Origin of the sequence: Burkholderia stagnalis (genome assembly GCF_902830275.1) — a bacterium.
Taxonomy (GTDB): Bacteria; Pseudomonadota; Gammaproteobacteria; order Burkholderiales; family Burkholderiaceae; genus Burkholderia; species Burkholderia stagnalis.
Genome location: NZ_CADESW010000005.1, coordinates 225,390 through 249,417 on the forward strand (window position 1 = coordinate 225,390; position 24,028 = coordinate 249,417).

The following is a 24,028-nucleotide window of genomic DNA, read 5'->3' on the forward strand; positions in this document are numbered from 1 at the left end:
ATGAAACCACTCGCTAATCATCCCGCTTATCGACATGAACCGGCGTTTTGCCGGCGGCATCGCAAGGAGCGCGGTGCATCGCTGCTCGAGAGCATCGCGTATCTCGGCGTTGCCGCGATCGTGATCGTCGGCGCGATCGCGCTGCTCGGGTCGGCGTTTTCCAGCGCGAATACGAATCGGCTCGCGGAGGAGCTGAATGCGATTCAGACGGGGACGAAGAAGCTTTATATGGGGCAGGTGAATAACTATGGGAATGGTGCTGACCTCAATGCGAACCTGGTTGCGGCGCGAGTCTTTCCGAGCACGCTGCCTGTTAACGGTGCAGTCGTATCGAACGCATGGGGCGGGAATGTGGCGGTGACGGGGCAAGGGCAGACTTTCACCGTGGCGTACACGAACGTCCCGCGCGACATCTGCATTAACACGCTGACGGCGGGCGGCAACTGGCGGACGGTGGCGATTGGCCAGAACGGCCGAGCAATCCCATATCCGGTTTCTCCGACCGACGCGACGGCGGCCTGCGCGGACAACACCACGATCACCTGGACGTCGAACTGACGCCACCGACTCTTTCGCCATTTCCGCCTAGCCCATGTACGCCCTCGCCGCAGCACTGGCCATTGCATCGATCGCCGCCATCTACGCGACGCTGCAAGGCTCGTCCGCCGTGCCCGCGCTGCAGCCGGAGCGCACCGCGCAAGCGCTTGCCGAAAACCTCGCGATCTACCGGCAGGCGACGCTCGACTACGCGCGCACGCATCCCGGCACGCGTGGCGCGGTGCCTGACACGAAGCTTCCGCTTCCCGCGTGGTACCCGGGACCGAACCCGCTATGGCGCAACTTCGTCAGGGACGGCACCGTTGTCGCGTATGCGTCGGCGGCACCGTCCGTCAATGTCACGGGCGAGATCGCGACGCTTGCCGACGGTTCGCTGTTCGCGGGCGTCGCATACCGAAACGCGGTCGTGCGCCCCGGCAACGCGAATCCGAACGCGCCGGCGGACGGCGTGCCGCTGCCCGCCGGGCTGACGATCGCGAACGGCCTGCCGGTCTGGATGGGGCAAGCATACTGATGCGTTTCATGTCTTCCCGCCGCCGCGCGCGCGGCTTCTCGCTGATCGAGGTGCTCGGCGCGCTGGCGATCGCCGCAGTGATGCTCGCCGGCATCGCGATGTTGGTCGACACGTCGCTCGACGACGTGCGCGCGCAGCAGGCCGCGCAATACCAGTCGCAGGTGACGGCGGCGGCCACGCGTGCGTTGAAGCGCGATTACGATGCTTGGTGGCAGCGCGCGAACAAGTTGACGCCCATCGTGATGAAGCTGACCGATTTGCAGACGACGAACGATCTGCCCGCCGCACTCCGCTCGACGAACGCGTACGGCCAGCACACGTGCGTGCTCATCAAGCGGAGCGCGGGCAGCGTCGGGCTCGACGCGCTCGTCGTGACGACGGGCGGCGAGCCGATCGGCGACAAGGAACTCGGCCTCGTCGCCGCGAGCGCGGGGCCGGGCGGCGGCTCGATCAGCGCGCGCTTTCCGGCGGAGGCGCGCGGCGCTTTCGACGCATGGCGGATGCCGCTCGGCGCGTTCCTCGGCGGCAGTTCGCCGAAGTGCGATCCGGCCGACACCGCGCCGCCGAACACGGGACACCTCGCGAACGAGATCTTCTTCAACGGGCCGGGCCAGCAGATCAACAGCGATTACCTGTACCGCGTCGGCGTCACCGGCCATCCGGAGGCGAACGCGATGCAAGTGCCGATCTGGCTGACGCACACGTACGTCGAGGGCACGAAGGACGACGAACACTGCGGAACGGCCGGCAGCTACGCGAACGGTAAGCTCGGCGCCGACGCGGCCGGCAATCTGCTGAGCTGCAAGAACGGCATGTGGCGCGGCGCCGGTGGCCACTGGAAAAATCCTGTCGACACGGCGAATGAGCTGCCCGTCGACCCGGAGAACACCCCGCCTGCCGATAAGGTGAACGAGAAGGGCGACGTGCGCCTCACGCTCGACAAATTCCGCGCGTATGCATGGACAGGCGCCGCCTGGCAGGCCCTCGCGGTCGACCAGAACGACAACCTGATCGTGCCCGGCGTCGTCTCCGCGAACCAGTACGAGATCACCGGGCGCGTCGTCGTCAATACACCGTGCGCGCCCGACAAGAGTCGTCCAGACGCCGGCCTCATATCGATGGGCAAGGACGGACAAGTGCTGTCCTGCCAGGACGGCAAATGGCTGCCGCAGTCCGGGATCAAGATCGGCAGCACGGACGTGGACTGCCAGATCCTGATGGCGACGCCGGGCGCGACCGATTTCTCGCAATGCTCGTACACCTACACCGGCGGCTATCCGAACGGCTCGTTCATCAGCTACGCGGAGGACGGCACCTACACGTACCGGATCGAACGCCCCGTCACGCTCGACAACAACGGGCTCATTTCGGTGAGCGCGTACATGCACATGAGCTACGCGGTCTGCAATTCGAAGGGCTGGGAAGGACAGATGCGGCTCGTCGTCGACATCGTCGATATTCAGAGCAACAAGGTGATCGCGCACGGCGACGCGCAATCGCCGAAGCTCATCGACGATGCGGCGACGATCAACGTCACGCTGAACCAGGCCGCCGAGCCGCGGCGGGGCTACAAGGTCGTGCTGTCCAGCAACTGGGCGACCTACGACCGCAACGCGACGCCGTGGACGTCGAACTACTGCAACAGCAAGAAGACCTTCCTCCAGACCCCCCTCGCCACCGGCTGGACCATCAATTCGTTCTATTGAACGCGCCTTCGCCGCGCGCCGCGTTCGCCGCGCGCGGCTGCGGTTAACTGCACGGGTCTCCCATTCGCGGCGCGCGCCGGTCCGACCGGCCGCCGCGCGCCCCCACCGGACGCCCCCATGAAGGCCAAGATCCCCGTATTGCTGTCCCTGCTGTGCTCGCTCGCGAGCCTTTCCGTCGACGCCGCGCCGATCCGCTGGCGCAGCACCGAAGTCCAGTACGCGGCGGAGGGCAAGGACGTGAAGGACGTGCTGCGCGACCTCTGCGCGAGCCAGAACATCGCGGCGAACGTCGCGCCCGGCGTGAGCGGCGCCGTCAGCGGCAAGATGAAGATGTCGCCGCAGCGCTTCCTCGACACGCTCGCCGCGTCGTTCGGCTTCGTCTGGTACTACGACGGCACCGTGCTGAACGTGACGCCCGCGAGCGACATGAAGAGCACGCTCGTCAAGCTCGATCACGCGAGCACGGGCGACCTGCGCGACCTGCTCGAGCAGATGAAGGTGGCCGATCCGCGCTATCCCGTCACCTACAACGAGAAGCAGCGCACCGCGCTCGTCGCGGGGCCGCCGCGCTACGTCGAGCTCGTGACGAGCGTCGCCGCGCGGCTCGACGAGAATTCCGCGCGCACGGGCGGCACGGCGATCCGCGTGTTCTCGCTGAAGCACGCGTGGGCCGCCGATCGCGACGTGAACGTCGACGGCACGACGGTGTCGATGCCCGGCGTCGCGTCGCTGCTGAACCGGATGTATCACCCGGGCGACGGCAAGCGCACGTCGCAGACCACGGTCGGCAAGCCGATCAGCCGCGCCGCGCCGATGACGGACATCGGCGGCGGGCGCAGCGGCGTGCCGGCCTTGCCGCCGCTGCCGCCGTACATGCAGGGCGCGCAGCCGGGCGACGGCGCGGGCCTGCCGTCGGGCGGCCAGGGTGGCGACCCGCGGCCGAGCGGCATGGTCGCCGCCGCGCTCGCGAATACCGGCGCGGCGCGCTTGCCCGATGCGACCGGCGGCGCGAGCGGCGTGCCGGTGGGCGCGGCCGACGCGTCCGACCTGCCGGTGATCCAGGCCGATCCGCGCACGAACTCGATCCTCGTGCGCGACGTGCCCGAACACATGGCCCAATACCCGGACCTCATCGCGCTGCTCGACGTGAAGCCGCGCCTGATCGAGATCGAGGCGCGCATCATCCAGATCGACGAAGGCGCGCTCAAGCAGCTCGGCGTCGACTGGCGCGCGCACAACAGCCATTTCGACGTGCAGACGGGCACGGGGCGCACGTCGCAGAATGCGTATGCGAACGGCTCGCTGAACCCGACGTTCGGCTCGATCTCGCTGTCCGGCAACGACTCGGTGAGCGTGCCGGCGAGCCCGCTCGGCCTGTCGCTGACGGCCGTGCTCGGCGACGCGGGCCGCTATCTGCTCACGCGGATCAACGCGCTCGAATCGTCGAACCAGGCGCGCACCGACGCCAGCCCGAAGGTCACGACGCTCGACAACGTCGAGGCGGTGATGGACAACAAGAAGCAGTTCTTCGTGCGCGTCGCGGGCTACACGTCGGCCGACCTGTACAGCATCTCGACGGGCGTGTCGCTGCGCGTGCTGCCGATGGTCGTCGAGGAGGGCGGGCGCACGCAGATCAAGCTCGACGTGCGGATCGTCGACGGCGAGTTGTCGAACCAGACGGTCGACAGCATTCCGGTGATCGTGTCGACCGAAATCAACACGCAGGCATTCATCGAGCAGGGGCAGGCGCTGCTGATCGCGGGCTACAAGGTGGATGCGCGCTCGAACACGCAATCGGGCGTGCCGGTGCTGTCGAAGCTGCCGCTGCTCGGCGCGCTGTTCCGCTCGACGGACAAGCAGGACGGGCACAGCGAGCGGCTGTTTCTCGTGACGCCGCGTGTGATCGAGCCTTGAGTGCCGATGCGTTCGGCGCGGGGGCTACTTGCGGTTCTTCAGGAAGGCCCGGCCGGCCGTCGTGATCGAAATGCCCGAACGGCCGTTCATGGGCGAGTCAACCAGGCCCGCGCTGATGAGTTCCCGTGTGATGGACCAGCCGAGCGCGGGTGTCCCGCGTCCGTAGCGGACTTCCGCAAGGCGTTCCAGCGCCCAGATCGCGGATGAGGAAATGGTGGGGGCGTTTGACGTTTCGTGGTCGCTCATCGCGTCTCCGGAATCGAGAAAATAAGCCCTTGCCAGGGGCGCGGGGTGGTACGGGATCGAATGGCCAGGCCGGCTACTCGCCCTGCAGCAAGGGCAGGAGCGCGCGAAGCGCGGCGTCTTCATCGGGGCCGGTCGCCATCACTTGAGCGGACGTGCCGCCGCGCACCTGCAGCGATGCGATCGCCACGCCGTCCTTCGCATTGCCGTGGCGCCCGTTCGCAATCAGCAGGATGTCGCTGTCGAAGCGGCGTGCCATGCCGACGAGCGCATCCTGGGCGGCGTACGCGCCATGCCGGTTCCAGCCCGGGCCGATTTGAAGGTGCACGACGGTTGCCACGTTCTTTGCGAAGCCTCTGGATGGATCGTTGGGTTCAGTGCGACAGGTCGATCTGGCGGCCCGTCAGAAACGCCAGAAATGCGCTTTCCCACGCTGCGTCGCACACATCGATATCGATGCCGGCGAGCCTGTCCAGCGCGCTGCCCAGGCACACCGCGCGCAGCGATCGAGGCGGCACGCCTTGCCGGAAACATCGGCCGTCGGCGTCGAGCAGCAGGCACGGATGGCGCCGGAACCGCGCGCTGGCCACCGAGATCGGATCCATGACATGCCGGGCCGAATCCCTCGGATAGACGAAGGCCAGATGAATCCCTGCCGCCGCGAGCCGTTCTCCCACGTCATGGAAGCGGTGAACCATCTGGAATCCGCGCTCGCCGCCACGCCCGACGCCCACGACGACGAGCCCCCGGCTTCCCGCGACGTCCCGCAGCGCGACGGGGCGCCGATCGGGCAACAGCAACGCTCCATCCAGCTCGAACATGTCGACATCCTCCGCGAAACCGACCGCAAGTCCGACGAAAGGCGGTAAGCCGTGGATTATAATGTACGGATAAGTTTATGTGTATAGCATTATAATGTCGTGTGTGCCGTCAGGTGCCGGTCGATGCGTCGACGGCACGACGGCCGATGCCGGCGAGGCGGGTTGCTCGCCGGTTTTTACTGACCGATCCCAAACCGTTTCAATGGAAGCCGCCATGCACGCTGCCCCTTCATGTCCCCAATGCTCGATGGAAAACACGTATCCGGACGGCGCGTTGTTCGTGTGCGCGGACTGCGGTCACGAATGGTCGGCGAGCGCCGGCGCCGACGCGGGCGATGAATCCGCGGGGAGCGTCGTCAAGGATGCGAACGGCAACGTGCTGTCGGACGGGGATTCGGTGGTGCTGATCAAGGATCTGCGCGTCAAGGGCTCGTCGATCACGCTGAAGATGGGCACCAAGGTGAAGAGCATCCGGATCGTCGGCGGCGATCACGAAATCGACTGCAAGACGGACGCCGGCAGCTTCATGCTCAAGGCCTGTTTCCTGAAGAAGGTCTGACCGTCTGGTCGGGTACCCCAAGCATGGCCGAGGAACGAACCTCCTACGACGCGTTCGTCGAATTCCTGTCGACGCCGATGCGTGACGGGCGACCCTATGTGCTGGAGACGCGGGACGCGGTGTCGCTGCACTTCGATCATTTCGCCACGCAGAGCTTCATGTCGCGCGGCGATCCGGAGAAGCTCGCGCTGGGCTATACGCGCACGATGATGGGATTCCTGCTGCTGCAGCCGGCCCCCGCGCACATCTGCATGATCGGGCTGGGCGGGGGATCGCTGGCGAAGTATTGCTATCGTCACCTGCCCGGGGCCGCGATCGACGCGGTCGAAATCAGCCCCGAGGTGATCGCGCTGCGCGACGTGTTCAGGATTCCTGCGGACGACGCGCGGTTCAGGGTGGTGTGCGCCGATGGCGCGGACTACGTGACGAACGAGGACGTCCGCACGGATGTGATCCTGCTGGACGCGTTCGTCACGGACGGGATCGCGAGCCGTTGCGCGGACCTCGCGTTCTTCGACGCCTGTCGCGAGCGCTTGAGCGAGACGGGTGTGCTCGTGATCAACTTCACCGACGACGATCCGGCGCTGCCGCTGCATCTCGAGCGGCTGGGCTCCGTGTTCGGTGCGTGCCACGCGCTCGTCCGGTGCAGTGACGACAGCAACTTCGTCGCGTTCGCGTGGAAGGGCGGCCACCGCTTGCCATCCACGCGAGTCCTGCTCGAGCGCGCGCGGTCGTTGGCCGTGGCAGGCGAACTCGAGCTGTCAGCGACGGCCCGGCGCCTGAAGGCAGGCGAGCGCCTCGATCCGGATCGGCTGGTCTGGCATGAGAAAGGGAGTGCGCACTGGGCGATCGGCGTGTAATCGGCCCGGGTGTTACTCGGCGCTTCGTCTGACCCGCTTGCCGAGCGGGCTCTGGGTCTTGTAGGTCACGCCGTGACGCTCGAGATACTCGCGGATCAATTGCCGGACGACTTGTGACGGCGTCAGATCCTGCTCGGAGCAGAGCATTTCGAATGCTTCCTTCTTGGCGGGATCGATCAGGACGGTCAGGCGTGCGGTTTTCGTTTCCATTGCGAGCGCGGGTCGGCAAATATGTTAATCGAATTATAATGCATTCGCCGTCGACGGCACGGCGGGAAGGGGCCGTATCACTGCGTGCCGGGGCTGCGCGTGCGGTCGCGCCGATAGCGCCAGGACAGCATATCGTCGACGACGGGCACGATCGCGAGCGTGACGAGTGCGCCGGCGAGCGGCACGGTCGACACGTAGCCCGCATGCTTGAAACCGACGGCGCCGATCAGGCCGCCCACGAAGAACGACGCGAGCATCGTGCCATGGATCCGCAGCTTCGCGCGGTTGGCGATGACCGCATGGGCGTCGGCGGTGACCTTCGATCGATTCCAGTAAAACAGCTTGCCCAGTTCGATGCCGAGGTCCGTCACGATGCCGGTCATGTGCGTGGTCCGGATCTCCGCGCCCGACAGCTTCGTGATCATCGCGTTCTGCAGCCCCATGATGAAGCACAGCAGGATCACGGTCACCGGCACGAAGAACGCTTCCCATAGCGCGAGGTGGCTGCCGAGCAGGCCGAACAGGAGCAGCAGCGCGGCCTCGACCAGCAGCGGCAGCACGTACTGGCTTTGCAGGCGCCGGCGGCGCCCCCAGTTGACGAGCACCGCCGAGCACGCCGCGCCGACGAGAAACGATGCCAGCGAACCGACGCCGGCCAGCACGAGCCGGATGTCCCCGAGCGCGGTCTGGTCCGCGATCGCCGACACGATGCCGCTCATGTGGGACGTGTATTGCTTGACCGCGAGGAAGCCGCCGGCATTGGTGGCGCCGGCGACGCAGGCAAGGGAAAAGCCGAGCTGGCGGTTCGCGCTCGCGCTGCGGTGTTTTCCCGTCAGGCTTCGAAAGTACTGCGCAGGCATAGGAGCTTCACTCGATCGCGCGGACCACCGGCAAGGGCGTTGCGGTTGGGCGCTTCGCGCACCGCATGCGGGCGACCGGTCCGCCGGGCCGCCCGCTATCCGCGAACATGTGGCTCACATGATAATGCAATTATCATGATCTGTTATCCGGATTGGCCTTTCGGTGTCATAATACGCACGGAACGAGCCCGGGATACCCGGGCTCGTTCCGTGCTCCTCGTCCAATCCGAGCGTACTGGAGACATTCCGGATGGCACCCGTGCCGGTCGTCCATTTCGTCCTGCTGGTCGCGGCCGCGTGGCTGGCGATCGGCACGCTCGGTCTCGGGGCCCTGCATCGCACGCGGCTCGTGGCGCACGGGCTGTTTCCGCTCGGCGCGCTGGGCGGGCTGCTGCTGAGTGCGGCGGGGCTCGCGGGCGTGTTCGCCGAACCGGGCGCCGCGGTGCTGCCGATCGGGCTGCCCGGGCTGCCGTTCCACCTGCGCGTCGACGGGCTGTCCGGCTATTTCCTGTTCGTGCTGGGCGTCGTCAGCGCGGGGATCGGCGCCTTTTCCGCCGGCTATTTCCGCAAGGGCGAAGGGGCCGCGCCAGGGCTCATCTGCTTCGAATACCACGTCTGCATCGCGAGCATCCTGCTCGTGCTGATTGCCGACGACGCGTACGTGTTCATGGTCGCCTGGGAAACGCTGACGTTGTCCGCGACGTTTCTCGTGATGACCAACCACCGGATCGCCGAGATCCGCCGCGCCGGCTACCTGTATTTCCTGATCTCCCACGTCGGCGCGCTCGCGCTGCTCCTGTGCTTCGGCATGCTGCAGGCGCGCACCGGCGACTACACCTTCGCCAACATGCGCGCGCAGTCACCGGGCGCGTTCGGGGCATCGCTCGCGTTCCTGTTCGCGCTGGCCGGATTCGGCGCCAAGGCGGGTGTGTTCCCGCTGCACGTGTGGCTGCCGGACGCCCATCCGGCCGCGCCGTCCCCCGTGTCGGCGCTGCTCAGCGGCGTCGTGCTGAAAGTGGGCCTGTACGGCCTGCTGCGCGTCGTGTTCGACCTGCTGCACGTGCAGGTCGCATGGTGGGGCGTGCTGCTGCTCGTGCTCGGCATCGGCACCGCGCTCCTCGGCGTCGTGTTCAGCACGATCCAGGTCGACATGAAGCGCCTGCTCGCGTATTCGTCGATCGACAACATCGGCCTGATGATGGTCGCGCTCGGGCTCGCGGTGCTGTTTCGCGCGTACGGGATGACGGGATTGTCCGCGCTCGCGCTGACCGCGATGCTCTATCAGGTCAGCGCGCATGCGGCATTCAAGAGTTTGCTGTTCCTCGGCACGGGCGCCGTGCTGCATGCCACCGGGGAGCGCAATCTCGGCAGGCTCGGCGGCCTGATCCGCTTCATGCCGTGGACCGCGTGGGCCGTACTGGCGGGCGTCGCGGCCAGCGCCGGCTTGCCGCCGCTGAGCGGCTTCGTCGGGGAATGGCTGCTGCTGCAGAGCTTCCTGTTCACGCCCGGCTTGCCGGATTCGGTGCTCGCGATGACGGTGCCGATCGCGGCCGCGCTGGTCGCGATGACGGCGGCGCTCGCCGGCTATACGATGGTCAAGTTCTTCGGCATCGTGTTCCTCGGACAGCCGAGAGAGGCGAGGCTGAGCCGCGCACGCGACGCGAATGCGTGGGAACGGTTCGCGTTCTGCTGGTTCGCGGCGGCCGGCGTGCTGCTCGGGCTGATGCCCGCGCAGTTCGTCAAGGTGCTGGATCGCGTCACGCGCGCGCTGGTCGGGGCCGGCATCGGCGCGGACAACCATGGCTGGCTGCTGTTCGTGCCCGTCGCCCCCGCGCGGGCCAGTTACATGCCCGCCGTGTTCATGCTGTTTTTCATCGCCTGCTGCGGTCTCGCCTGGGTGCTGGTGCGACGCTTCTACCACGGACGGCTGCGGCGCGCCGCACCGTGGAACTGCGGTTTCCCGTTCGCGAACGCGCGCATGCAGGACACGGCGGAAGGGTTCGGGCAGCCGATCCGGGAAATCTTCGCACCGCTCCTGCGCATCGAGCGGCAACTGCCTTCGCCGTTCGATGCGCGGCCGGCCTACCGGGTCTCGGTCACCGATCGCACGTGGCCCGCGCTCTACGAACGCGTCGCCGCGCTGACGCAGCGCATCGCGGAATGGACGGGCCGTCTGCAGACCGGCAGGATCGCCGTGTACCTGACCTACAGCTTCGCCGTGCTGATCCTGCTCCTGATACTGGTGAGACGATGGTGACCGTCTCCGGCGTGATGTCGCAAACCCTCGAGATCGTGGTGGCGCTGGCCGCCGCGCCGCTGCTCACGGGCTGGGTCAACCAGTGCCGCGCCTGGCTGCAGAACCGGCGCGCCCCCAGCATCTGGCAGCCGTACCGGATGCTCCACAAGCTGTTCAACAAGGAGTCGGTCGTCGCCCATGGCGCAAGCCCGGTGTTTCGTGGCGCACCGTACGTGGTGTGGGCGGCGATGACGCTCGCCTGCGCGATCGTACCGACCCTGTCGACCGAATTGCCGCTGTCGCCCGCCGCGGACGCGATCGCGCTCGTCGGCCTGTTCGCGCTCGCGCGCGTCGCGCTGTCGCTCGCGGCGATGGACGTCGGCACGGCGTTCGGCACGCTCGGCGCCCGCCGCGAAATGCTGATCGGTTTCCTCGCGGAGCCGGCGTTGCTGATGGTGCTGCTGTCGGCCTCGCTGATCACGCAGTCGACCCTGCTCACGCGCATCGTCGCGACGCTGGGGCGGGGCGAGCTGGCGATCTATCCGAGCCTCGCGTTCGCGGGCATCGCGTTCACGCTGGTGTCGCTCGCCGAGAACGCGCGGCTGCCCGTCGACAATCCGGCCACCCACCTCGAGCTGACGATGATCCACGAGGCGCTGATCCTCGAATACTCGGGGCGGCACCTCGCGCTGATGGAATGGGCGGCCAGCCTGAAGCTGTTCGCGTACTCGTGCATCGGCCTCGCACTTTTCATGCCGTGGGGGATTGCGGCGGCCGGTGATCCGCTGGCGCTGGTGTTCGCGGTGCCGGCGCTCTTCGTCAAGCTGATGGCGGGCGGCGCCGCGCTTGCCGTGGTCGAGACCGCCAACGCGAAGATGCGGATCTTCCGGGTGCCGGAATTCCTCGCGACGGCGTTCCTGCTCGCGGTGATCGGCATGCTCGTCCACTTGCTGCTGGGGGCATGAATGCACGGCTACGCGACGCAACTGATCAATTTCCTCGCGGCGGTGCTGCTGATGGTGTCGTTCGCGATGCTGAGCCAGCGTCGGATCCTGTCGCTGATCCACCTCTATACGCTGCAGGGTGTCGCGCTCGTCCTGGCCAACCTGATCCTCGGTTTCGTGACGGGGGACCCGAACCTGTACGTGTCGGCCGGACTGACGCTGCTGCTGAAGGCCGGCGCGATTCCATGGATCCTCTATCGGCTCGTGCGCAGGCTCGACGTGCGGGCCGACGTCGAGCCGCTCATCAACATCCCGACGACGCTGCTGATCGGCATCGTGCTCGTGATCATCGCGTTCAACGTCGCGTCGCCGATCAGCCAGCTCGCGACGTCGGTTGCGCGCGGTACGCTCGGGATCGCGCTCGCGTGCGTACTGCTGTCGTTCATGACGATGATCACGCGCGCCAAGGCGATTCCGCAGGTGATCGGCTTCCTGTCGATGGAGAACGGGCTGTTCTTCGCCGCCACGGCCGCGACCAACGGCATGCCGATGATCGTCGAGCTCGGCATCGGTCTCGACGTGCTGGTCGGGATCCTGATCCTGGGCGTGTTCATGTTCCAGATTCGCGAGCAGTTCGACAGCCTGGACATCCATCACCTCGAGAAGCTCAACGATGAATGACGCCCACGTCGTGCTCGCCGTGCTCGGCATTCCGCTCGCGGCCGCCGCATGTCTCGCGCTCGCGTGGCCGGGTCACGTCGCGCGCAACCTGAACGTCGGCTTCAGCTTCCTGACATTCGCGGCGACGCTCGTGCTCGCCGCCCGCACCGTCGAACAGGGGCCGTCGTTCGCGTTCGGCCGGGCGTTCTTCGTCGATCCGCTCAACGTCTACCTGGTCGCGCTGACGGCGTTCGTCGGCTGGACGACGTCGCTGTTCTCGCGGCCGTACATGCAGGTCGAGGAAGCCCGCGGCCGGATGACGGCGGCGCGGATGCGGCTCTATCACGGCATGTACCAGCTTTTCATGTTCGCGATGCTCGTCGCGCTTCTGACCAACAATCTGGGCGTGCTGTGGGTTGCGATGGAGGCCGCCACGCTTGCGACCGTGCTGCTCGTCAGCGTCTATCGGACCGCCGCGAGCCTCGAGGCGGCGTGGAAGTACTTCATCCTGTGCGGGGTCGGCATCGCGCAGGCGCTGTTCGGCACGATTCTGCTGTACCTCGCCGCGAGCCGGCGGCTGACCGACGGCGATGCGCTGCTGTGGACGAGCCTCGCCGCGATCAAGACGCAGCTCGACCCTGCCATCGTGTCGATCGCGTTCGTGTTCCTGCTCGTCGGCTACGGCACGAAGGTCGGGCTCGTGCCGATGCACAGCTGGTTGCCGGACGCGCATGCCGAAGGCCCGACGCCGATCTCGGCGGTGTTGTCCGGACTGCTGCTGAACGTCGCGCTGTACGCGGTGCTGCGCTGCAAGGTGCTCGCCGACGGCTCGCTCGGCAACGGCCTGCCGGGCCGGTTGCTGGTCGGGTTCGGGCTCGTGTCGGTGCTGGTGGCATCGTTCTCGCTGTTTCGGCAGAAGGACGTCAAGCGGCTGTTCTCGTATTCGTCGATCGAGCACATGGGGCTGATGACGTTCGCGTTCGGCCTCGGCGGGCCGGTCGCGACGTTCGCCGGGCTGCTGCACATGACCGTCCATTCCCTCGTCAAGTCGGCGATTTTCTTCGCGGTCGGCCACGCGGCGCAGAAGGCGGGCACGCAGACGATCGACGGCATTCGCGGGCTGCTGCAGGTCAGCCCGACGGTCGGCTGGGGCATGATGCTCGGCGCGCTCGCGATTCTCGGCCTGCCGCCGTTCGGCGTGTTCGCGAGCGAATTCCTGATCCTGACGACCGCAATGAACACGATCCCGTGGGCGGCGCCCTTGCTGCTGCTCGGCCTCGCCGTCGCATTCGCGGCGATCTTCGCGCGCGTGCAGCGCATGGTGTTCGGCGCAACGACGACCGCGCGACCGCTCGAGCATCGCCCCGCACTCCTGCCGGTGTTCGTGCATCTCGGGCTGGGGCTGGTGCTCGGGCTCTATGTCCCGCCGTACCTGGCGATGTGGTATCGCCAGGCCGCAACGATGCTGGCGGGGTGACGCATGCGACTCGACTCGATGCCGTTCGCCGCGACCCGCCTGACGCGCAGTGCGGGCCAGATTTCGGTGGGCGTGGCGGACGCCGACGAGGCGGGGTGGCTCGCGATCGCGCGGACGGTGCACGCCGGGCAAGGCCGCCTCGTCGCGATGTGGGCCGGCGAAGCCGTCGAGCGCGCGTTTTCGGTGAACGCCGCGTACGAATGCGACGACGGCATCCTTTGGGTGCGCCTCGCGACGGGATGCACGCCGCAACCCGCGGGCGATTTTCCCGATCTCGCCGGCCTGTATCCGTGCGCGATGCGCATGCAGCGGGCGATCTTCGACCTGACCGGCCTGCGGGCCCGGGGCGCCGAGGATACCCGGCCGTGGCTCAATCATGGAAACTGGCCTGGCGATTATTTTCCGCTGCAGAAGCAGGCGACGGGCGTCGAAGCGTTCGAGTCGAGCGAGGCGGACTACCCGTTCGTGCAGGTGGCGGGCGACGGCGTGCACGAGATCGCGGTCGGGCCGATCCACGCCGGCATCATCGAGCCCGGGCATTTCCGGTTCTCGGTCGTCGGCGAGAAGGTGCTGCGCCTTGAAGCGCGTCTCGGCTACGCCCACCGCGGCGTCGAGCGGCTGTTCGAGCGTACCCCCGCGTCGTGCGGCCATCGGGTCGCCGCCCGGATCTCGGGCGATTCGACCGTCGCGTTCGCGTGGGCCTATTGCATGGCGCTCGAGCAGGCGTGCGGCGCGGCGCTGCCGAAGCGGGCGCTCTATTTGCGGGCGCTCCTGCTGGAACGCGAGCGCGTCGCCAACCATCTCGGCGACCTCGGCGCGCTCGGCAACGATGCCGGGTTCGGGTTCGGCCTCGCGCAGTTCTCGCGACTCAAGGAGGACTGGATACGGGTGAACGCGCGCCTGTTCGGGCATCGATATCTGATGGACCGGATCGTGCCGGGCGGCGTGGCGGTCGACGTTCGCGCCGGGGAGGCGGCTGTCGTCGAGGAACAATGCGCGCATGTCGAGCGTGAAGTCCACGTCATGCGGACCATCTACGAAGACCAGTCCGGGCTGCAGGATCGATTCCTCGGCACGGGGCGGCTGACCGCCGCCGTGGTCGAGCATTTCGGCGTGCGCGGCATGGCTGCCCGTGCCAGCGGCCGGGCCTTCGACGTGCGCGCGAACGTGCGGCCGGCGCCCTATGACGACATCGCCGTCAAGGCGGCCAGCGACGCGCGTGGGGACGTTGCCGCGCGCGTTGCCGTGCGCTTTGCCGAAATCGATGCATCCCTGCAGCTGATCCGCGCGCTGCTGGCCGAACTTCCGGACGGCCCCGTTGCCGTCGCCGTGCCGCCTGCCGCGGCGCCTTCCCGAGGGGCCGGGTGGGTGGAAGGCTGGCGCGGGGACGTGTTCGTCGCGCTCGACGTCGCACCGGGCGACGTCGTCGCACGCTGCCATTGCCACGATCCGTCGTGGCAGAACTGGCCGGCGCTCGAGCACGCGATCATCGGCAATATCGTTCCGGATTTCCCGTTGATCAACAAATCGTTCAACCTGAACTACGCGGGGCACGATCTCTGATGTGGCAGCTCATCCGGCAATTCGCGCGCACCGACTTTCCCGACGAACCTGCGCCGGCGGCGGAAGACGCGTGGCGGCACGAGGCGCAGCAGATTCGCCAGGACCTGCTCGATCTGCTCGGGCGTGCGCTGTGCATCCGGCAGATCGACGCGGGGTCATGCAACGGGTGTGAGCTGGAGATCCACGCGCTGAACAACCCGTACTACAACATCGAAGGGCTCGGCATCAAGTTCGTCGCCAGCCCGCGGCACGCCGACCTGCTGCTCGTGACCGGGCCGGTGACGCTCAACATGCGCGCGGCGATGCTCGCCGCGTACGACGCGACACCCGGCCCGAAACGGGTGGTGGCCGCAGGGGAGTGCGCGTGCACGGGCGGCATGTTTGCCGACGTTTATGCGGTGTGCGGGCCGGTTTCGTCGATCCTGCCGGTCGACGTGACGATCCCCGGGTGTCCGCCGCCCCCCATCGACCTGCTGCGCGGCATCCTCGCCGCGTGCCGGTCTCGCTGAGCCGGACGGCGACTGCCGTTCATGGCCCAGGCCTCTCAACCTCGATTCAACCCTTGTTCGCAATGACTTACGCTTCCGCTTCATGACTCCGATCAAATTCATACTTCGCTATACCGCCATCCCGTTCACGGCCATCGTGGCGGTCGTGATCTGGGCGGCCGTGCCGTCCTCGCAGGAAATCGATGCACGACAGTATGCGGCGCTGTCGCATGCGTACCGGAGCTTTCCTGCGCCGTTCCGGCGCGAGATCGTGGATGCGATGGCGCACGGCCGGATCACCGACTGGCAGTACCAGACGCTCGTGCGCGACTCGCTGGCCAACGGCGTCGCACTGGACTGGCCGGCGACGGGCCTGAGCGACGTCGCTGCCGAGCGGCGCAAGCTGGCCGCACTGATTCAAGCCGATTCCGATCTCGCAGGGCACTGAAAATGAAGACCTTACTGGTTGCTGTCGCATTCGTTCTGATTATCGGCAGCTTGATTTCCGCGCTGTATTTCATGAATCGCGACCGGGGGACGACGAAGCGCATGGCGTGGTCGCTCGCGGCGCGGGTCGGGATATCGATCACGCTGTTCCTGGCGCTCCTCATTTCGTACTGGCTGGGCTGGATCGAGCCGACCGGATTGCCGATCGGGCGTTAGGCGGCTCGTGCCTCCTGTCTGACTCGCCCGGCCCCGGCCGGGCGCCATTGTTGCACTGTTGTCCGGATTGGAAAGGACCCCTCCACGGCCGGCAATATGTGCGGCGAAATCGGCCGATTATTCTCCCGATCGCAGTTCCGATTCCCAAGCCGACAAGCTATCGGACTGCTTACAAAATCAACCGATCGGGGAGGCCTATTCGTGAGAAGCGTCGTCATTTCCAGTGGTATTGGCGCGGTGTTCGCCATTGCAGCGTCGTCCGCGCTTGCGCAGAGTTCCGTCACCTTGTATGGCCTCGTCGACACGGCCATTCGCTATCAAACGAACGCCGGCCCGGACGGCCGGGATCTGATCGGCATGACGGTCGGCCCGGAAACGCACAGCCGGTGGGGCCTGCGCGGCAGCGAAGACCTCGGCGGCGGCCTGTCGGCGATCTTCCGCCTCGAGAACGGCTTCGAACTCGGCGACGGGAAGCTTCACGTCGCCAACACGCTGTTCAGCCGGCAGGCGTATGTCGGGCTGTCGAGCAACCGCTACGGCACGCTGACCTTCGGCAACCAGTACGCGCCGCTGTACGACACGATGGGCGACACCTTCGACCCGATGACCGTCGGCGACTACTGGCAGGACAGCTGGATGTACAACGGCATCGGCAGCTTCCTGACCGTGCCGAACTCGGTCAAGTACCAGTTCTCGTCCAACGGCTTCAGCGTCGACGCGATCTACGGCTTCGGCAACCATGCCGGCGCAATGGGCCTCGACAGCACGTACGGCGTGGAGCTGACTTATGCGCACGGGCCGGCGTCGATCAACGCGGGCTTCCAGCAAACTTCGGTATCGTCGTTGAACGGCAGTTCGGTCAACGGTGCGAAGGTGAACTTCCTGCACGTGAGCGGCGCGTATCGGATCACCCCGGCCGTGCGGCTGCTGGCCGGCTGGCTGCACGGCCAGGACAAGACCGGCACGACGGACTTCAACATGCAGCAAGCCGGCGCGCCGGCGTTGCGCGCCGGCAGCCCGAACCGCATCGACGATACGTTCTATGTCGGCGCCAACTGGCAGGCCAGCGCGCCGCTGCTGATCACGGTGGCCGGCTATTACGGCCATGCGCGCAACGCGGAGCGGCTCGACGGCTCGCTCGGCGCCGGCATCAACTATTCCGCGACCGTGCTGGCCGAGTATGCGCTGTCGAAGCACACCGAGGTGTACGGCACGGTGGATGTCGCGCGCGGCAACGGCGCGTTCGCCGCCGACTATCCGGGCGCGACCAACCCCGCGACGGGCAGGGTCGACCAGATCGGCCGGACCAACAACGTCGGCGCGGCGATCGGCCTGCGTCAGATGTTCTGAACGCGGGCTCGGGCGGCCGCGCGCAGCGCGCGCGGTTCTTCTTCTTCACCTCGATTACAGAAGCGGTAAAACTTTCCGGAACGGTCGGCTGGCGCCACACCCGGCGGCGGCATTCCGGTCTCCACGTTGCGATCGACGACGAAGCGCCGCCAGGGCGGCGCGCGGCGAGCGCGCATGGCCATGCGCCCCAAGCGCACCCGGCATGGCAAATCTGCTCACCACGATCGAGCGGGTTGGGCATCGACGGCCAGATCGGCATTGCATAGATTCCCCAGGTTGGCGCGCTTATCCGCGCGCCACGCCATGCGCGCGCCGGCATCCGGCACGCGCGTGCCCCTATAAGCGTGAGACAAAATCGAGCGTGGAGACGACACGATGAGCCTGTCAGAGCCATTGCGTCTGCATGTGCCGGAGCCGACAGGCCGCCCGGGCTGCCAGACCGACTTTTCCTATCTGCATCTATCGCCGGCCGGCGCGGTACGCCGCCCGCCGATCGATGTCGCCGCGGCGGACACCGCCGATCTCGCCCGCAGCCTCGTGCGCGTGCTCGACGATCACGGCGAAGCCGTCGGCCCGTGGGCGCCGGATCTCGATGACGCGCGGCTGATCGCCGGGATGCGGGCGATGCTGAAGACCCGCATCTTCGATGCGCGCATGCTGATCGCGCAGCGCCAGAAAAAAATCTCGTTCTACATGCTGAGCCTCGGCGAAGAGGCCATCGGCGCCGCGCATGCGATGGCGCTGCGGCACGGCGACATGTGCTTCCCGACCTACCGGCAGCAGAGCATCCTGATCGCGCGCGACGTGCCGCTCGAACGGATGATCTGCCAGCTGATGTCGAACGAGGGCGACCCGCTGAAAGGGCGCCAGCTCCCGGTGATGTATTCGGATCGCGACGCGGGCTTCTTCTCGATCTCCGGCAATCTCGCGACGCAGTTCATCCAGGCGGTCGGCTGGGCGATGGCGTCGGCGATCAAGGGCGACACGAAGATCGCGTCGGCCTGGATCGGCGACGGCGCGACCGCGGAAGCCGACTTTCATACCGCGCTCACCTTCGCGCACGTGTATCGCGCGCCCGTCGTGCTGAACGTCGTCAACAACCAGTGGGCGATCTCGACGTTCCAGGCGATCGCGGGCGGCGAGGGGACGACGTTCGCGGGGCGCGGCGTCGGCTGCGGGATCGCGTCGCTGCGCGTCGACGGCAACGATTTCCTCGCGATCTACGCGGCGTCGAGCTGGGCGGCCGAACGGGCGCGCCGCAACCTCGGCCCGACGCTGATCGAATGGGTGACGTACCGCGCCGGTGCGCACTCGACGTCGGACGATCCGTCGAAATACCGGCCGAGCGACGACTGGACCCACTTCCCGCTCGGCGATCCGATCGCCCGCTTCAAGCGCCACCTGATCGCCAGGGGCATCTGGTCGGACAGCGCGCACGACGCGCTCACCGCCGAGCTCGAGGCCGAGGTGATCGCCGCGCAGAAGGAGGCGGAAAAATTCGGGACGCTGGCCGACGAGCGGATTCCGTCGCCGGCGTCGATGTTCGACGACGTGTACAAGGAGCTGCCCGCGCATCTGCGTCGTCAGCGCCAGGAACTGGGAGCGTGAGCATGGCGCAACGAGAAGCAACGACGACGGCCACGCAGCCGATGACGATGATCCAGGCGCTGCGCTCCGCGATGGACGTGATGCTCGGGCGCGACGGCGACGTGGTGGTGTTCGGCCAGGACGTCGGCTATTTCGGCGGCGTGTTCCGCTGCACCGAGGGGTTGCAGACGAAGTACGGCAAGTCGCGCGTGTTCGACGCGCCGATCTCGGAAAGCGGGATCGTCGGCGCGGCGGTCGGGATGGGCGCGTACGGGTTGCGGCCCGTGTGCGAGATCCAGTTCGCGGACTATTTCTACCCGGCCTCCGACCAGATCGTGTCGGAAGGCGCCCGGCTGCGCTACCGCTCCGCCGGCCAGTTCACCGCGCCGATGACGATCCGCATGCCGTGCGGCGGCGGTATCTACGGCGGCCAGACCCACAGCCAGAGCCCGGAGGCGATGTTCACGCAGGTGTGCGGGCTGCGCACCGTGATGCCGTCGAACCCTTACGACGCGAAGGGGCTGCTGATCGCGGCGATCGAGAACGACGACCCGGTGATCTTTCTCGAGCCGAAGCGGCTCTACAACGGGCCGTTCGACGGCCATCACGAACGGCCCGTCACGTCGTGGCTGAAGCATCCGGCGAGCGCGGTGCCCGAGGGCTACTACACGGTGCCGCTCGACTCGGCCGCCGTCGTGCGCGCCGGCAGCGACGTGACGGTGCTGACGTACGGCACGACGGTCCACGTGTCGCTGGCCGCCGCCGAGGAGACGGGCATCGATGCCGAGGTGATCGACCTGCGCACGCTGTGGCCGCTCGATCTCGAGACGGTCGTCGCGTCGGTGCGCAAGACCGGGCGCTGCGTCGTGGTGCACGAGGCGACGCGCACCTGCGGGTATGGCGCGGAACTGGTGTCGCTCGTGCAGGAGCACTGCTTCTATCACCTCGAGGCACCCGTGGAGCGCACGACGGGCTGGGATACGCCGTATCCGCATGCACAGGAATGGGCGTATTTTCCCGGCCCGGGCCGGGTCGGCGAAGCGTTGCGACGCGTGATGGAGGCTTGACATGGGTATTCACGTCATCAAGATGCCGGATATCGGCGAAGGGATCGCCGAGGTCGAGCTGGTGGCCTGGCATGTGGAAATCGGGCAGACGATCAAGGAGGACCAGCCGCTCGCCGACGTGATGACCGACAAGGCGGCGGTCGAGATTCCATCGCCCGTGACGGGCAAGGTGCTTGCGCTCGGCGGCAAGCTCGGCGAGATGATGGCGGTCGGCAGCGAGCTGATTCGTCTCGAGGTCGAGGGTGATGGCAACCTGAAGCCGGGCGCCGACGTGCGGGAGGCCGCCGTGGCCGCTGAAGTCGCTGTCGCGGCGCCGGCTGCAGCAGCGCCTGCGGTTTCGTCCTCGGATGCGGAGCCCCCGGCGAGCCGCGCGCCTGCCGAGCCGCGCCGCGAAGCGCACGCCGCGCCGCCGCGCGCGGCGCTGGCGCCGGGCGAACGGCCGCTCGCGTCGCCGGCGGTGCGCCAGCGCGCGTGGGACATGGGCATCGAGCTGCGCTATGTGCGCGGCACGGGCGACGCCGGGCGGATCCTGCATTCGGACCTCGATGCGTACGCGCGCACCGGCGGCCGGGCGAGCGCGCAAACTGCACGCGGCTACGACGAACGGACCGACGAGACCGAAGTCCCGGTGATCGGCCTGCGCCGCGCGATCGCGCGCAAGATGCAGGAAGCGAAGCGGCGCATTCCTCACTTCAGCTACGTCGAGGAAATCGACGTGACCGAGCTCGAAGCGCTGCGCGCGGAACTGAATCGCCGCTACGGCGACGCGCGCGGCCGGCTGACGCTGTTGCCGCTGCTGATCCGCGCGATGGTGATCGCGTTGCGCGACTTTCCGCAGATCAACGCGCGCTTCGACGACGAAGCCGGCGTCGTGACGCGTTCCGGCGCGGTGCACATGGGCGTCGCGACGCAGACCGACGCCGGCCTCACGGTGCCCGTGCTGCGTCACGCGGAAGCGCGCGACGTGTGGTCGATCTCGGCCGAGATCGCGCGGCTCGCCGAGGCCGTGCGCGCCAACCGCGCGCAGCGCGACGAACTCACCGGTTCGACGATCACGATTTCGAGCCTCGGCCCGCTCGGCGGCATCGTGTCGACGCCGGTCATCAATCATCCGGAGGTCGGCATCGTCGGCGTGAACCGCATCGTCGAGCGCCCGATGTTCCGCGACGGCGCGGTCGTCGCGCGCAAGCTGATGAACCTGTCGTCGTCGTTCGATCATCGCGTCGTCGACGGCATGGACGCGGCCGAATTCATCCAGGCGGTGCGCGCGTTGCTCGAACGCCCCGCGCTGCTGTTCGTGGAGTGATCCTAATGAAAAATGAACACACCACGCTGCTCGTGATCGGCGGCGGGCCGGGCGGCTACGTCGCCGCCATTCGCGCCGGGCAGCTCGGCATTCCGACGCTGCTCGTCGAGCGCGACCGGCTCGGCGGCACCTGCCTGAACATCGGCTGCATTCCGTCGAAGGCGCTGATCCACGTCGCCGATGCCTTCGAGCAGGCGCGCGACCACGCAGGCGAAGGCGCGCTCGGCATCCGCGTGCACTCGCCGGAGATCGACATCGCGCGCAGCGTCGCGTGGAAGGATGGCGTCGTCGACAAGCTGACGCGCGGCGTCGGCGCGGTGCTGAAGAAGAACGGCGTGCGCGTGCTGCACGGCGATGCGCGCGTGATCGACGGCAAGACCGTCGAGGTCGACGCCGGCGGCGAGACGATCCGGATCGGCTGCGAGCACCTGTTGCTCGCGACGGGTTCGGAGCCGGTCGCGCTGCCGTCGATGCCGTTCGGCGGGCATGTCGTGTCGTCGACCGAGGCGCTGTCGCCGAAGACGTTGCCGAAGCGGCTGGTCGTCGTCGGCGCGGGCTACATCGGGCTGGAACTCGGGATCGTCTATCGCAAGCTCGGGGTCGACGTCAGCGTGGTCGAGGCGGCGGAGCGCGTGCTGCCCGCGTACGACGCGGAGCTCGTGAAGCCGGTTGCCGATTCGCTTGCGCGGCTTGGCGTCAGGCTGTGGCTCGGCCACAAGGTGCTCGGGCTCGCGGACGACGGCGCGGTGCGCGTGCAGGCGCCCGACGGCGCCGAGCGGACGCTGCCGGCCGATCGCGTGCTGGTGGCGGTGGGCCGCCGGCCGCGCGTCGACGGCTTCGGCCTCGAGACGCTGCCGCTCGAACGCAACGGCCGCGCGCTGCGTATCGACGACGAATGCCGGACGTCGATGCGCAACGTGTGGGCGATCGGCGACGTCGCCGGCGAGCCGATGCTCGCGCATCGCGCGATGGCGCAAGGCGAGGTGGTCGCGGAGCTGATCGCCGGCAAGCGTCGCAAGTTCGTGCCGGCGTCGATTCCTGCTGTGTGCTTCACCGATCCGGAGATCGTGACGTCGGGGTGGTCGCCGGACGATGCGCGGGCGGCCGGCGTCGATTGTCTGAGCGCGTCGTTTCCGTTTGCCGCGAATGGGCGGGCGATGACGCTACAGGCGACCGACGGCTTCGTGCGGGTGGTCGCGCGGCGCGATACGCACCTGATCGTTGGGTGGCAGGCGGTCGGGCGAGGGGTGTCGGAGCTGGCCGCGGCGTTCTCGCAGTCGATCGAGATGGGGGCAAGGCTCGAGGATATCGGTGGCACGATACACGCGCATCCGACGCTCGGCGAGGCGATGCAGGAGGCCGCGTTGCGGGCGTTGGGGCACGCGGTGCATATCTGAGGGGGGGCGTCGGCGAGCACTGGGCGGGTCTTGGGCGTGGGCGGGAGTCATCGCGATTCCCTCGGATGATCCGCTCACGCCGGCCAGTGACCCGCGAAATCAAACGACAGTTGCCGAGGGTGGCGAATGGATAGCAGATACACCGCGCCCCCGATCTGCGCATACAGCAGCAGGTAGTGCGTCGCCACGTACTCGCGCAGTTCGCTGCCTTCGGCAATGACGTCGAGTTGTTCAGCCAGACGCGCCATGCCGTTGCGCGCTTCCACGGAGCGGGCAGGCCGTTCGAGGAACAAACGGCCCATGCCGGGAAAGCGCTCCAGATTAGGGATGACGGTATCCGTCAATTCTTCCAGCAGAGCATCGAACGCTTGCGGGGTTTCGGCTTCCAGCAGGAATGCGTCGATTTCTTCAAGGTTGTACTCGAAGTTCGCGGTGAGCTTTACGGTATGGAGGGCAGTCACGGGGCGAATCGGCCGGTTAGCCGGCTGCTTTGTTGGTGCGACGGCGCTTGATGTCGGAAAGGGTGCTGCGAGCGTCTTTTACCTTGCCCGCGGACACGTCGGCCAGGCCCTTGCTCGCGTCTTCTATCAGGAACAAGTGGATGCGCTCGCGTTCCAGCTGGTGGTAGTAGTCCAGCCGCTCGGCGTCGATGATGGCAACGTAGCTTTCGCCATTTTTTGTGACGATCTTCTCGGCCCCGGCCTTCACCTGGTCGGCCAGTTCGGACAGATTGGCCCGGGCTTGGGACAGCGAAATCACATCGCGGGCTGAGATGGGCATGGCTTTCTCCGTAGGCTGCGATTTTGTACAGAATGTTGCACATTCTACTGCAATTCATTCTGTGCCGCGAAGGTCGTGATCTGGCCTGGAGCGGAGCGCCGGAGGCCGTCAGGGCTGGCGTGAGCAGGAGTGACGCAGGCGAAATCATCCACGCCGTCCTGGACGTCATCACAGTGCAGGGTTAGGGGGCGACGCCGTGCTGCCTGTCGGTTTCGGGTTTAAGGAAGCGGTGAACGCACGGCACCGCCCGAGACACCCCCGAAAC

The 24,028-nt window shown here is 67.3% G+C and carries 26 protein-coding genes; 19 read left to right on the forward strand and 7 right to left on the reverse strand.

Annotated features, from left to right (window positions below; genetic code table 11):
• The 4 genes from HWY45_RS12045 (at nucleotide 1) to sctC (ending at nucleotide 4,692) form a co-directional block, all read left to right on the forward strand.
• Nucleotides 1–558, forward strand: coding sequence for a type 4 pilus major pilin (locus HWY45_RS12045; RefSeq protein ID WP_059881481.1), 558 nt, complete (start codon nucleotides 1–3; stop codon nucleotides 556–558).
• A gap of 34 nt (nucleotides 559–592) precedes the next feature.
• Nucleotides 593–1,072, forward strand: a complete 480-nt coding sequence (gene pilM, locus HWY45_RS12050; protein WP_059881483.1) for a type IV pilus biogenesis protein PilM — start codon at nucleotides 593–595, stop codon at nucleotides 1,070–1,072.
• The gene (locus HWY45_RS12055) at nucleotides 1,072–2,778 is read left to right on the forward strand and encodes a type II secretion system protein (RefSeq protein ID WP_059881485.1); all 1,707 of its coding nucleotides are present in this window, start codon (nucleotides 1,072–1,074) and stop codon (nucleotides 2,776–2,778) included. Before pilM ends, HWY45_RS12055 begins: the two co-directional genes overlap by 1 nt.
• Nucleotides 2,779–2,895: 117 nt before the next feature.
• Nucleotides 2,896–4,692 carry a type III secretion system outer membrane ring subunit SctC gene (sctC, locus tag HWY45_RS12060; RefSeq protein WP_059881487.1) on the forward strand — a complete coding sequence of 599 codons (1,797 nt, stop codon included), beginning with the start codon at nucleotides 2,896–2,898 and terminating at the stop codon, nucleotides 4,690–4,692.
• Between the two features lie 24 nt (nucleotides 4,693–4,716).
• Here sctC and HWY45_RS12065 read toward each other — a convergent pair whose 3' ends face one another.
• The 3 genes from HWY45_RS12065 to HWY45_RS12075 form a co-directional block, all read right to left on the reverse strand.
• Nucleotides 4,717–4,938: a hypothetical protein gene (locus HWY45_RS12065; RefSeq protein WP_059810047.1), complete on the reverse strand. Its 222-nt coding sequence runs from the start codon at nucleotides 4,936–4,938 to the stop codon at nucleotides 4,717–4,719.
• 73 nt (nucleotides 4,939–5,011) lie between these two features.
• A complete protein-coding gene (locus HWY45_RS12070) occupies nucleotides 5,012–5,263 on the reverse strand; it encodes an HPr family phosphocarrier protein (RefSeq protein WP_230946939.1) in 252 nt (83 codons plus the stop codon).
• A gap of 46 nt (nucleotides 5,264–5,309) precedes the next feature.
• Nucleotides 5,310–5,756 carry a hypothetical protein gene (locus HWY45_RS12075; RefSeq protein ID WP_059557806.1) on the reverse strand — a complete coding sequence of 149 codons (447 nt, stop codon included), beginning with the start codon at nucleotides 5,754–5,756 and terminating at the stop codon, nucleotides 5,310–5,312.
• Nucleotides 5,757–5,970: 214 nt separating this feature from the next.
• On the opposite strand from HWY45_RS12075, the gene HWY45_RS12080 reads away from it, so the two are divergent.
• Nucleotides 5,971–6,315 carry a zinc ribbon domain-containing protein YjdM gene (locus HWY45_RS12080; RefSeq protein ID WP_059881616.1) on the forward strand — a complete coding sequence of 115 codons (345 nt, stop codon included), beginning with the start codon at nucleotides 5,971–5,973 and terminating at the stop codon, nucleotides 6,313–6,315.
• Nucleotides 6,316–6,338: 23 nt separating this feature from the next.
• Nucleotides 6,339–7,175 (forward strand): spermine/spermidine synthase domain-containing protein, encoded by an 837-nt coding sequence (locus tag HWY45_RS12085; protein WP_059557804.1) that lies wholly within the window; start codon nucleotides 6,339–6,341, stop codon nucleotides 7,173–7,175.
• Nucleotides 7,176–7,187: 12 nt separating this feature from the next.
• Here HWY45_RS12085 and HWY45_RS12090 read toward each other — a convergent pair whose 3' ends face one another.
• Complete coding sequence (locus HWY45_RS12090; RefSeq protein ID WP_017335154.1) at nucleotides 7,188–7,385, reverse strand: CopG family transcriptional regulator; 198 nt, start codon at nucleotides 7,383–7,385, stop codon at nucleotides 7,188–7,190.
• Between the two features lie 77 nt (nucleotides 7,386–7,462).
• Nucleotides 7,463–8,245, reverse strand: a complete 783-nt coding sequence (locus HWY45_RS12095; protein ID WP_059810053.1) for a YoaK family protein — start codon at nucleotides 8,243–8,245, stop codon at nucleotides 7,463–7,465.
• Nucleotides 8,246–8,495: 250 nt separating this feature from the next.
• On the opposite strand from HWY45_RS12095, the gene hyfB reads away from it, so the two are divergent.
• From hyfB to lpdA, 13 genes are all read left to right on the forward strand, one after another.
• Nucleotides 8,496–10,502, forward strand: coding sequence for a hydrogenase 4 subunit B (gene hyfB, locus HWY45_RS12100; protein ID WP_059810055.1), 2,007 nt, complete (start codon nucleotides 8,496–8,498; stop codon nucleotides 10,500–10,502).
• A complete protein-coding gene (locus tag HWY45_RS12105; protein WP_059810057.1) occupies nucleotides 10,496–11,446 on the forward strand; it encodes a respiratory chain complex I subunit 1 family protein in 951 nt (316 codons plus the stop codon). Before hyfB ends, HWY45_RS12105 begins: the two co-directional genes overlap by 7 nt.
• Nucleotides 11,447–12,106 (forward strand): hypothetical protein, encoded by a 660-nt coding sequence (locus HWY45_RS12110; protein ID WP_059881491.1) that lies wholly within the window; start codon nucleotides 11,447–11,449, stop codon nucleotides 12,104–12,106.
• Nucleotides 12,099–13,562, forward strand: coding sequence for a hydrogenase 4 subunit F (locus tag HWY45_RS12115; RefSeq protein WP_059881493.1), 1,464 nt, complete (start codon nucleotides 12,099–12,101; stop codon nucleotides 13,560–13,562). The genes HWY45_RS12110 and HWY45_RS12115 overlap by 8 nt, the downstream gene beginning before the upstream one ends.
• A 3-nt stretch (nucleotides 13,563–13,565) precedes the next feature.
• Nucleotides 13,566–15,125: a hydrogenase large subunit gene (locus HWY45_RS12120; RefSeq protein ID WP_059881495.1), complete on the forward strand. Its 1,560-nt coding sequence runs from the start codon at nucleotides 13,566–13,568 to the stop codon at nucleotides 15,123–15,125.
• On the forward strand, nucleotides 15,125–15,634 hold the full coding sequence (locus HWY45_RS12125; protein ID WP_059881497.1) for an NADH-quinone oxidoreductase subunit B family protein: 510 nt from the start codon (nucleotides 15,125–15,127) through the stop codon (nucleotides 15,632–15,634). The genes HWY45_RS12120 and HWY45_RS12125 overlap by 1 nt, the downstream gene beginning before the upstream one ends.
• A gap of 82 nt (nucleotides 15,635–15,716) precedes the next feature.
• Entirely contained in the window at nucleotides 15,717–16,061 is a 345-nt protein-coding gene (locus tag HWY45_RS12130; RefSeq protein ID WP_059558203.1) for a hypothetical protein, read from the forward strand.
• A 2-nt stretch (nucleotides 16,062–16,063) separates the two neighbouring features.
• Complete coding sequence (locus tag HWY45_RS12135; protein WP_059557799.1) at nucleotides 16,064–16,276, forward strand: twin transmembrane helix small protein; 213 nt, start codon at nucleotides 16,064–16,066, stop codon at nucleotides 16,274–16,276.
• Between the two features lie 201 nt (nucleotides 16,277–16,477).
• Nucleotides 16,478–17,626, forward strand: a complete 1,149-nt coding sequence (locus tag HWY45_RS12140; RefSeq protein ID WP_059881501.1) for a porin — start codon at nucleotides 16,478–16,480, stop codon at nucleotides 17,624–17,626.
• A 375-nt stretch (nucleotides 17,627–18,001) separates the two neighbouring features.
• The gene (locus tag HWY45_RS12145; protein ID WP_059557794.1) at nucleotides 18,002–19,234 is read left to right on the forward strand and encodes a 3-methyl-2-oxobutanoate dehydrogenase (2-methylpropanoyl-transferring) subunit alpha; all 1,233 of its coding nucleotides are present in this window, start codon (nucleotides 18,002–18,004) and stop codon (nucleotides 19,232–19,234) included.
• A gap of 2 nt (nucleotides 19,235–19,236) precedes the next feature.
• Nucleotides 19,237–20,280, forward strand: a complete 1,044-nt coding sequence (locus tag HWY45_RS12150) for an alpha-ketoacid dehydrogenase subunit beta (protein WP_059557792.1) — start codon at nucleotides 19,237–19,239, stop codon at nucleotides 20,278–20,280.
• Between the two features lies 1 nt (nucleotide 20,281).
• Nucleotides 20,282–21,586 (forward strand): dihydrolipoamide acetyltransferase family protein, encoded by a 1,305-nt coding sequence (locus HWY45_RS12155; protein ID WP_059881503.1) that lies wholly within the window; start codon nucleotides 20,282–20,284, stop codon nucleotides 21,584–21,586.
• 5 nt (nucleotides 21,587–21,591) lie between these two features.
• Complete coding sequence (gene lpdA, locus HWY45_RS12160; RefSeq protein ID WP_059557787.1) at nucleotides 21,592–22,983, forward strand: dihydrolipoyl dehydrogenase; 1,392 nt, start codon at nucleotides 21,592–21,594, stop codon at nucleotides 22,981–22,983.
• Nucleotides 22,984–23,057: 74 nt separating this feature from the next.
• Here the strand turns inward: lpdA and HWY45_RS12165 are convergent, their stop codons facing one another.
• Nucleotides 23,058–23,444, reverse strand: coding sequence for a type II toxin-antitoxin system RelE/ParE family toxin (locus HWY45_RS12165; protein WP_059810073.1), 387 nt, complete (start codon nucleotides 23,442–23,444; stop codon nucleotides 23,058–23,060).
• Nucleotides 23,445–23,460: 16 nt separating this feature from the next.
• Entirely contained in the window at nucleotides 23,461–23,763 is a 303-nt protein-coding gene (locus HWY45_RS12170; RefSeq protein ID WP_059881505.1) for a type II toxin-antitoxin system Phd/YefM family antitoxin, read from the reverse strand.
• Between the last annotated feature and the right edge of the window lie 265 nt (nucleotides 23,764–24,028).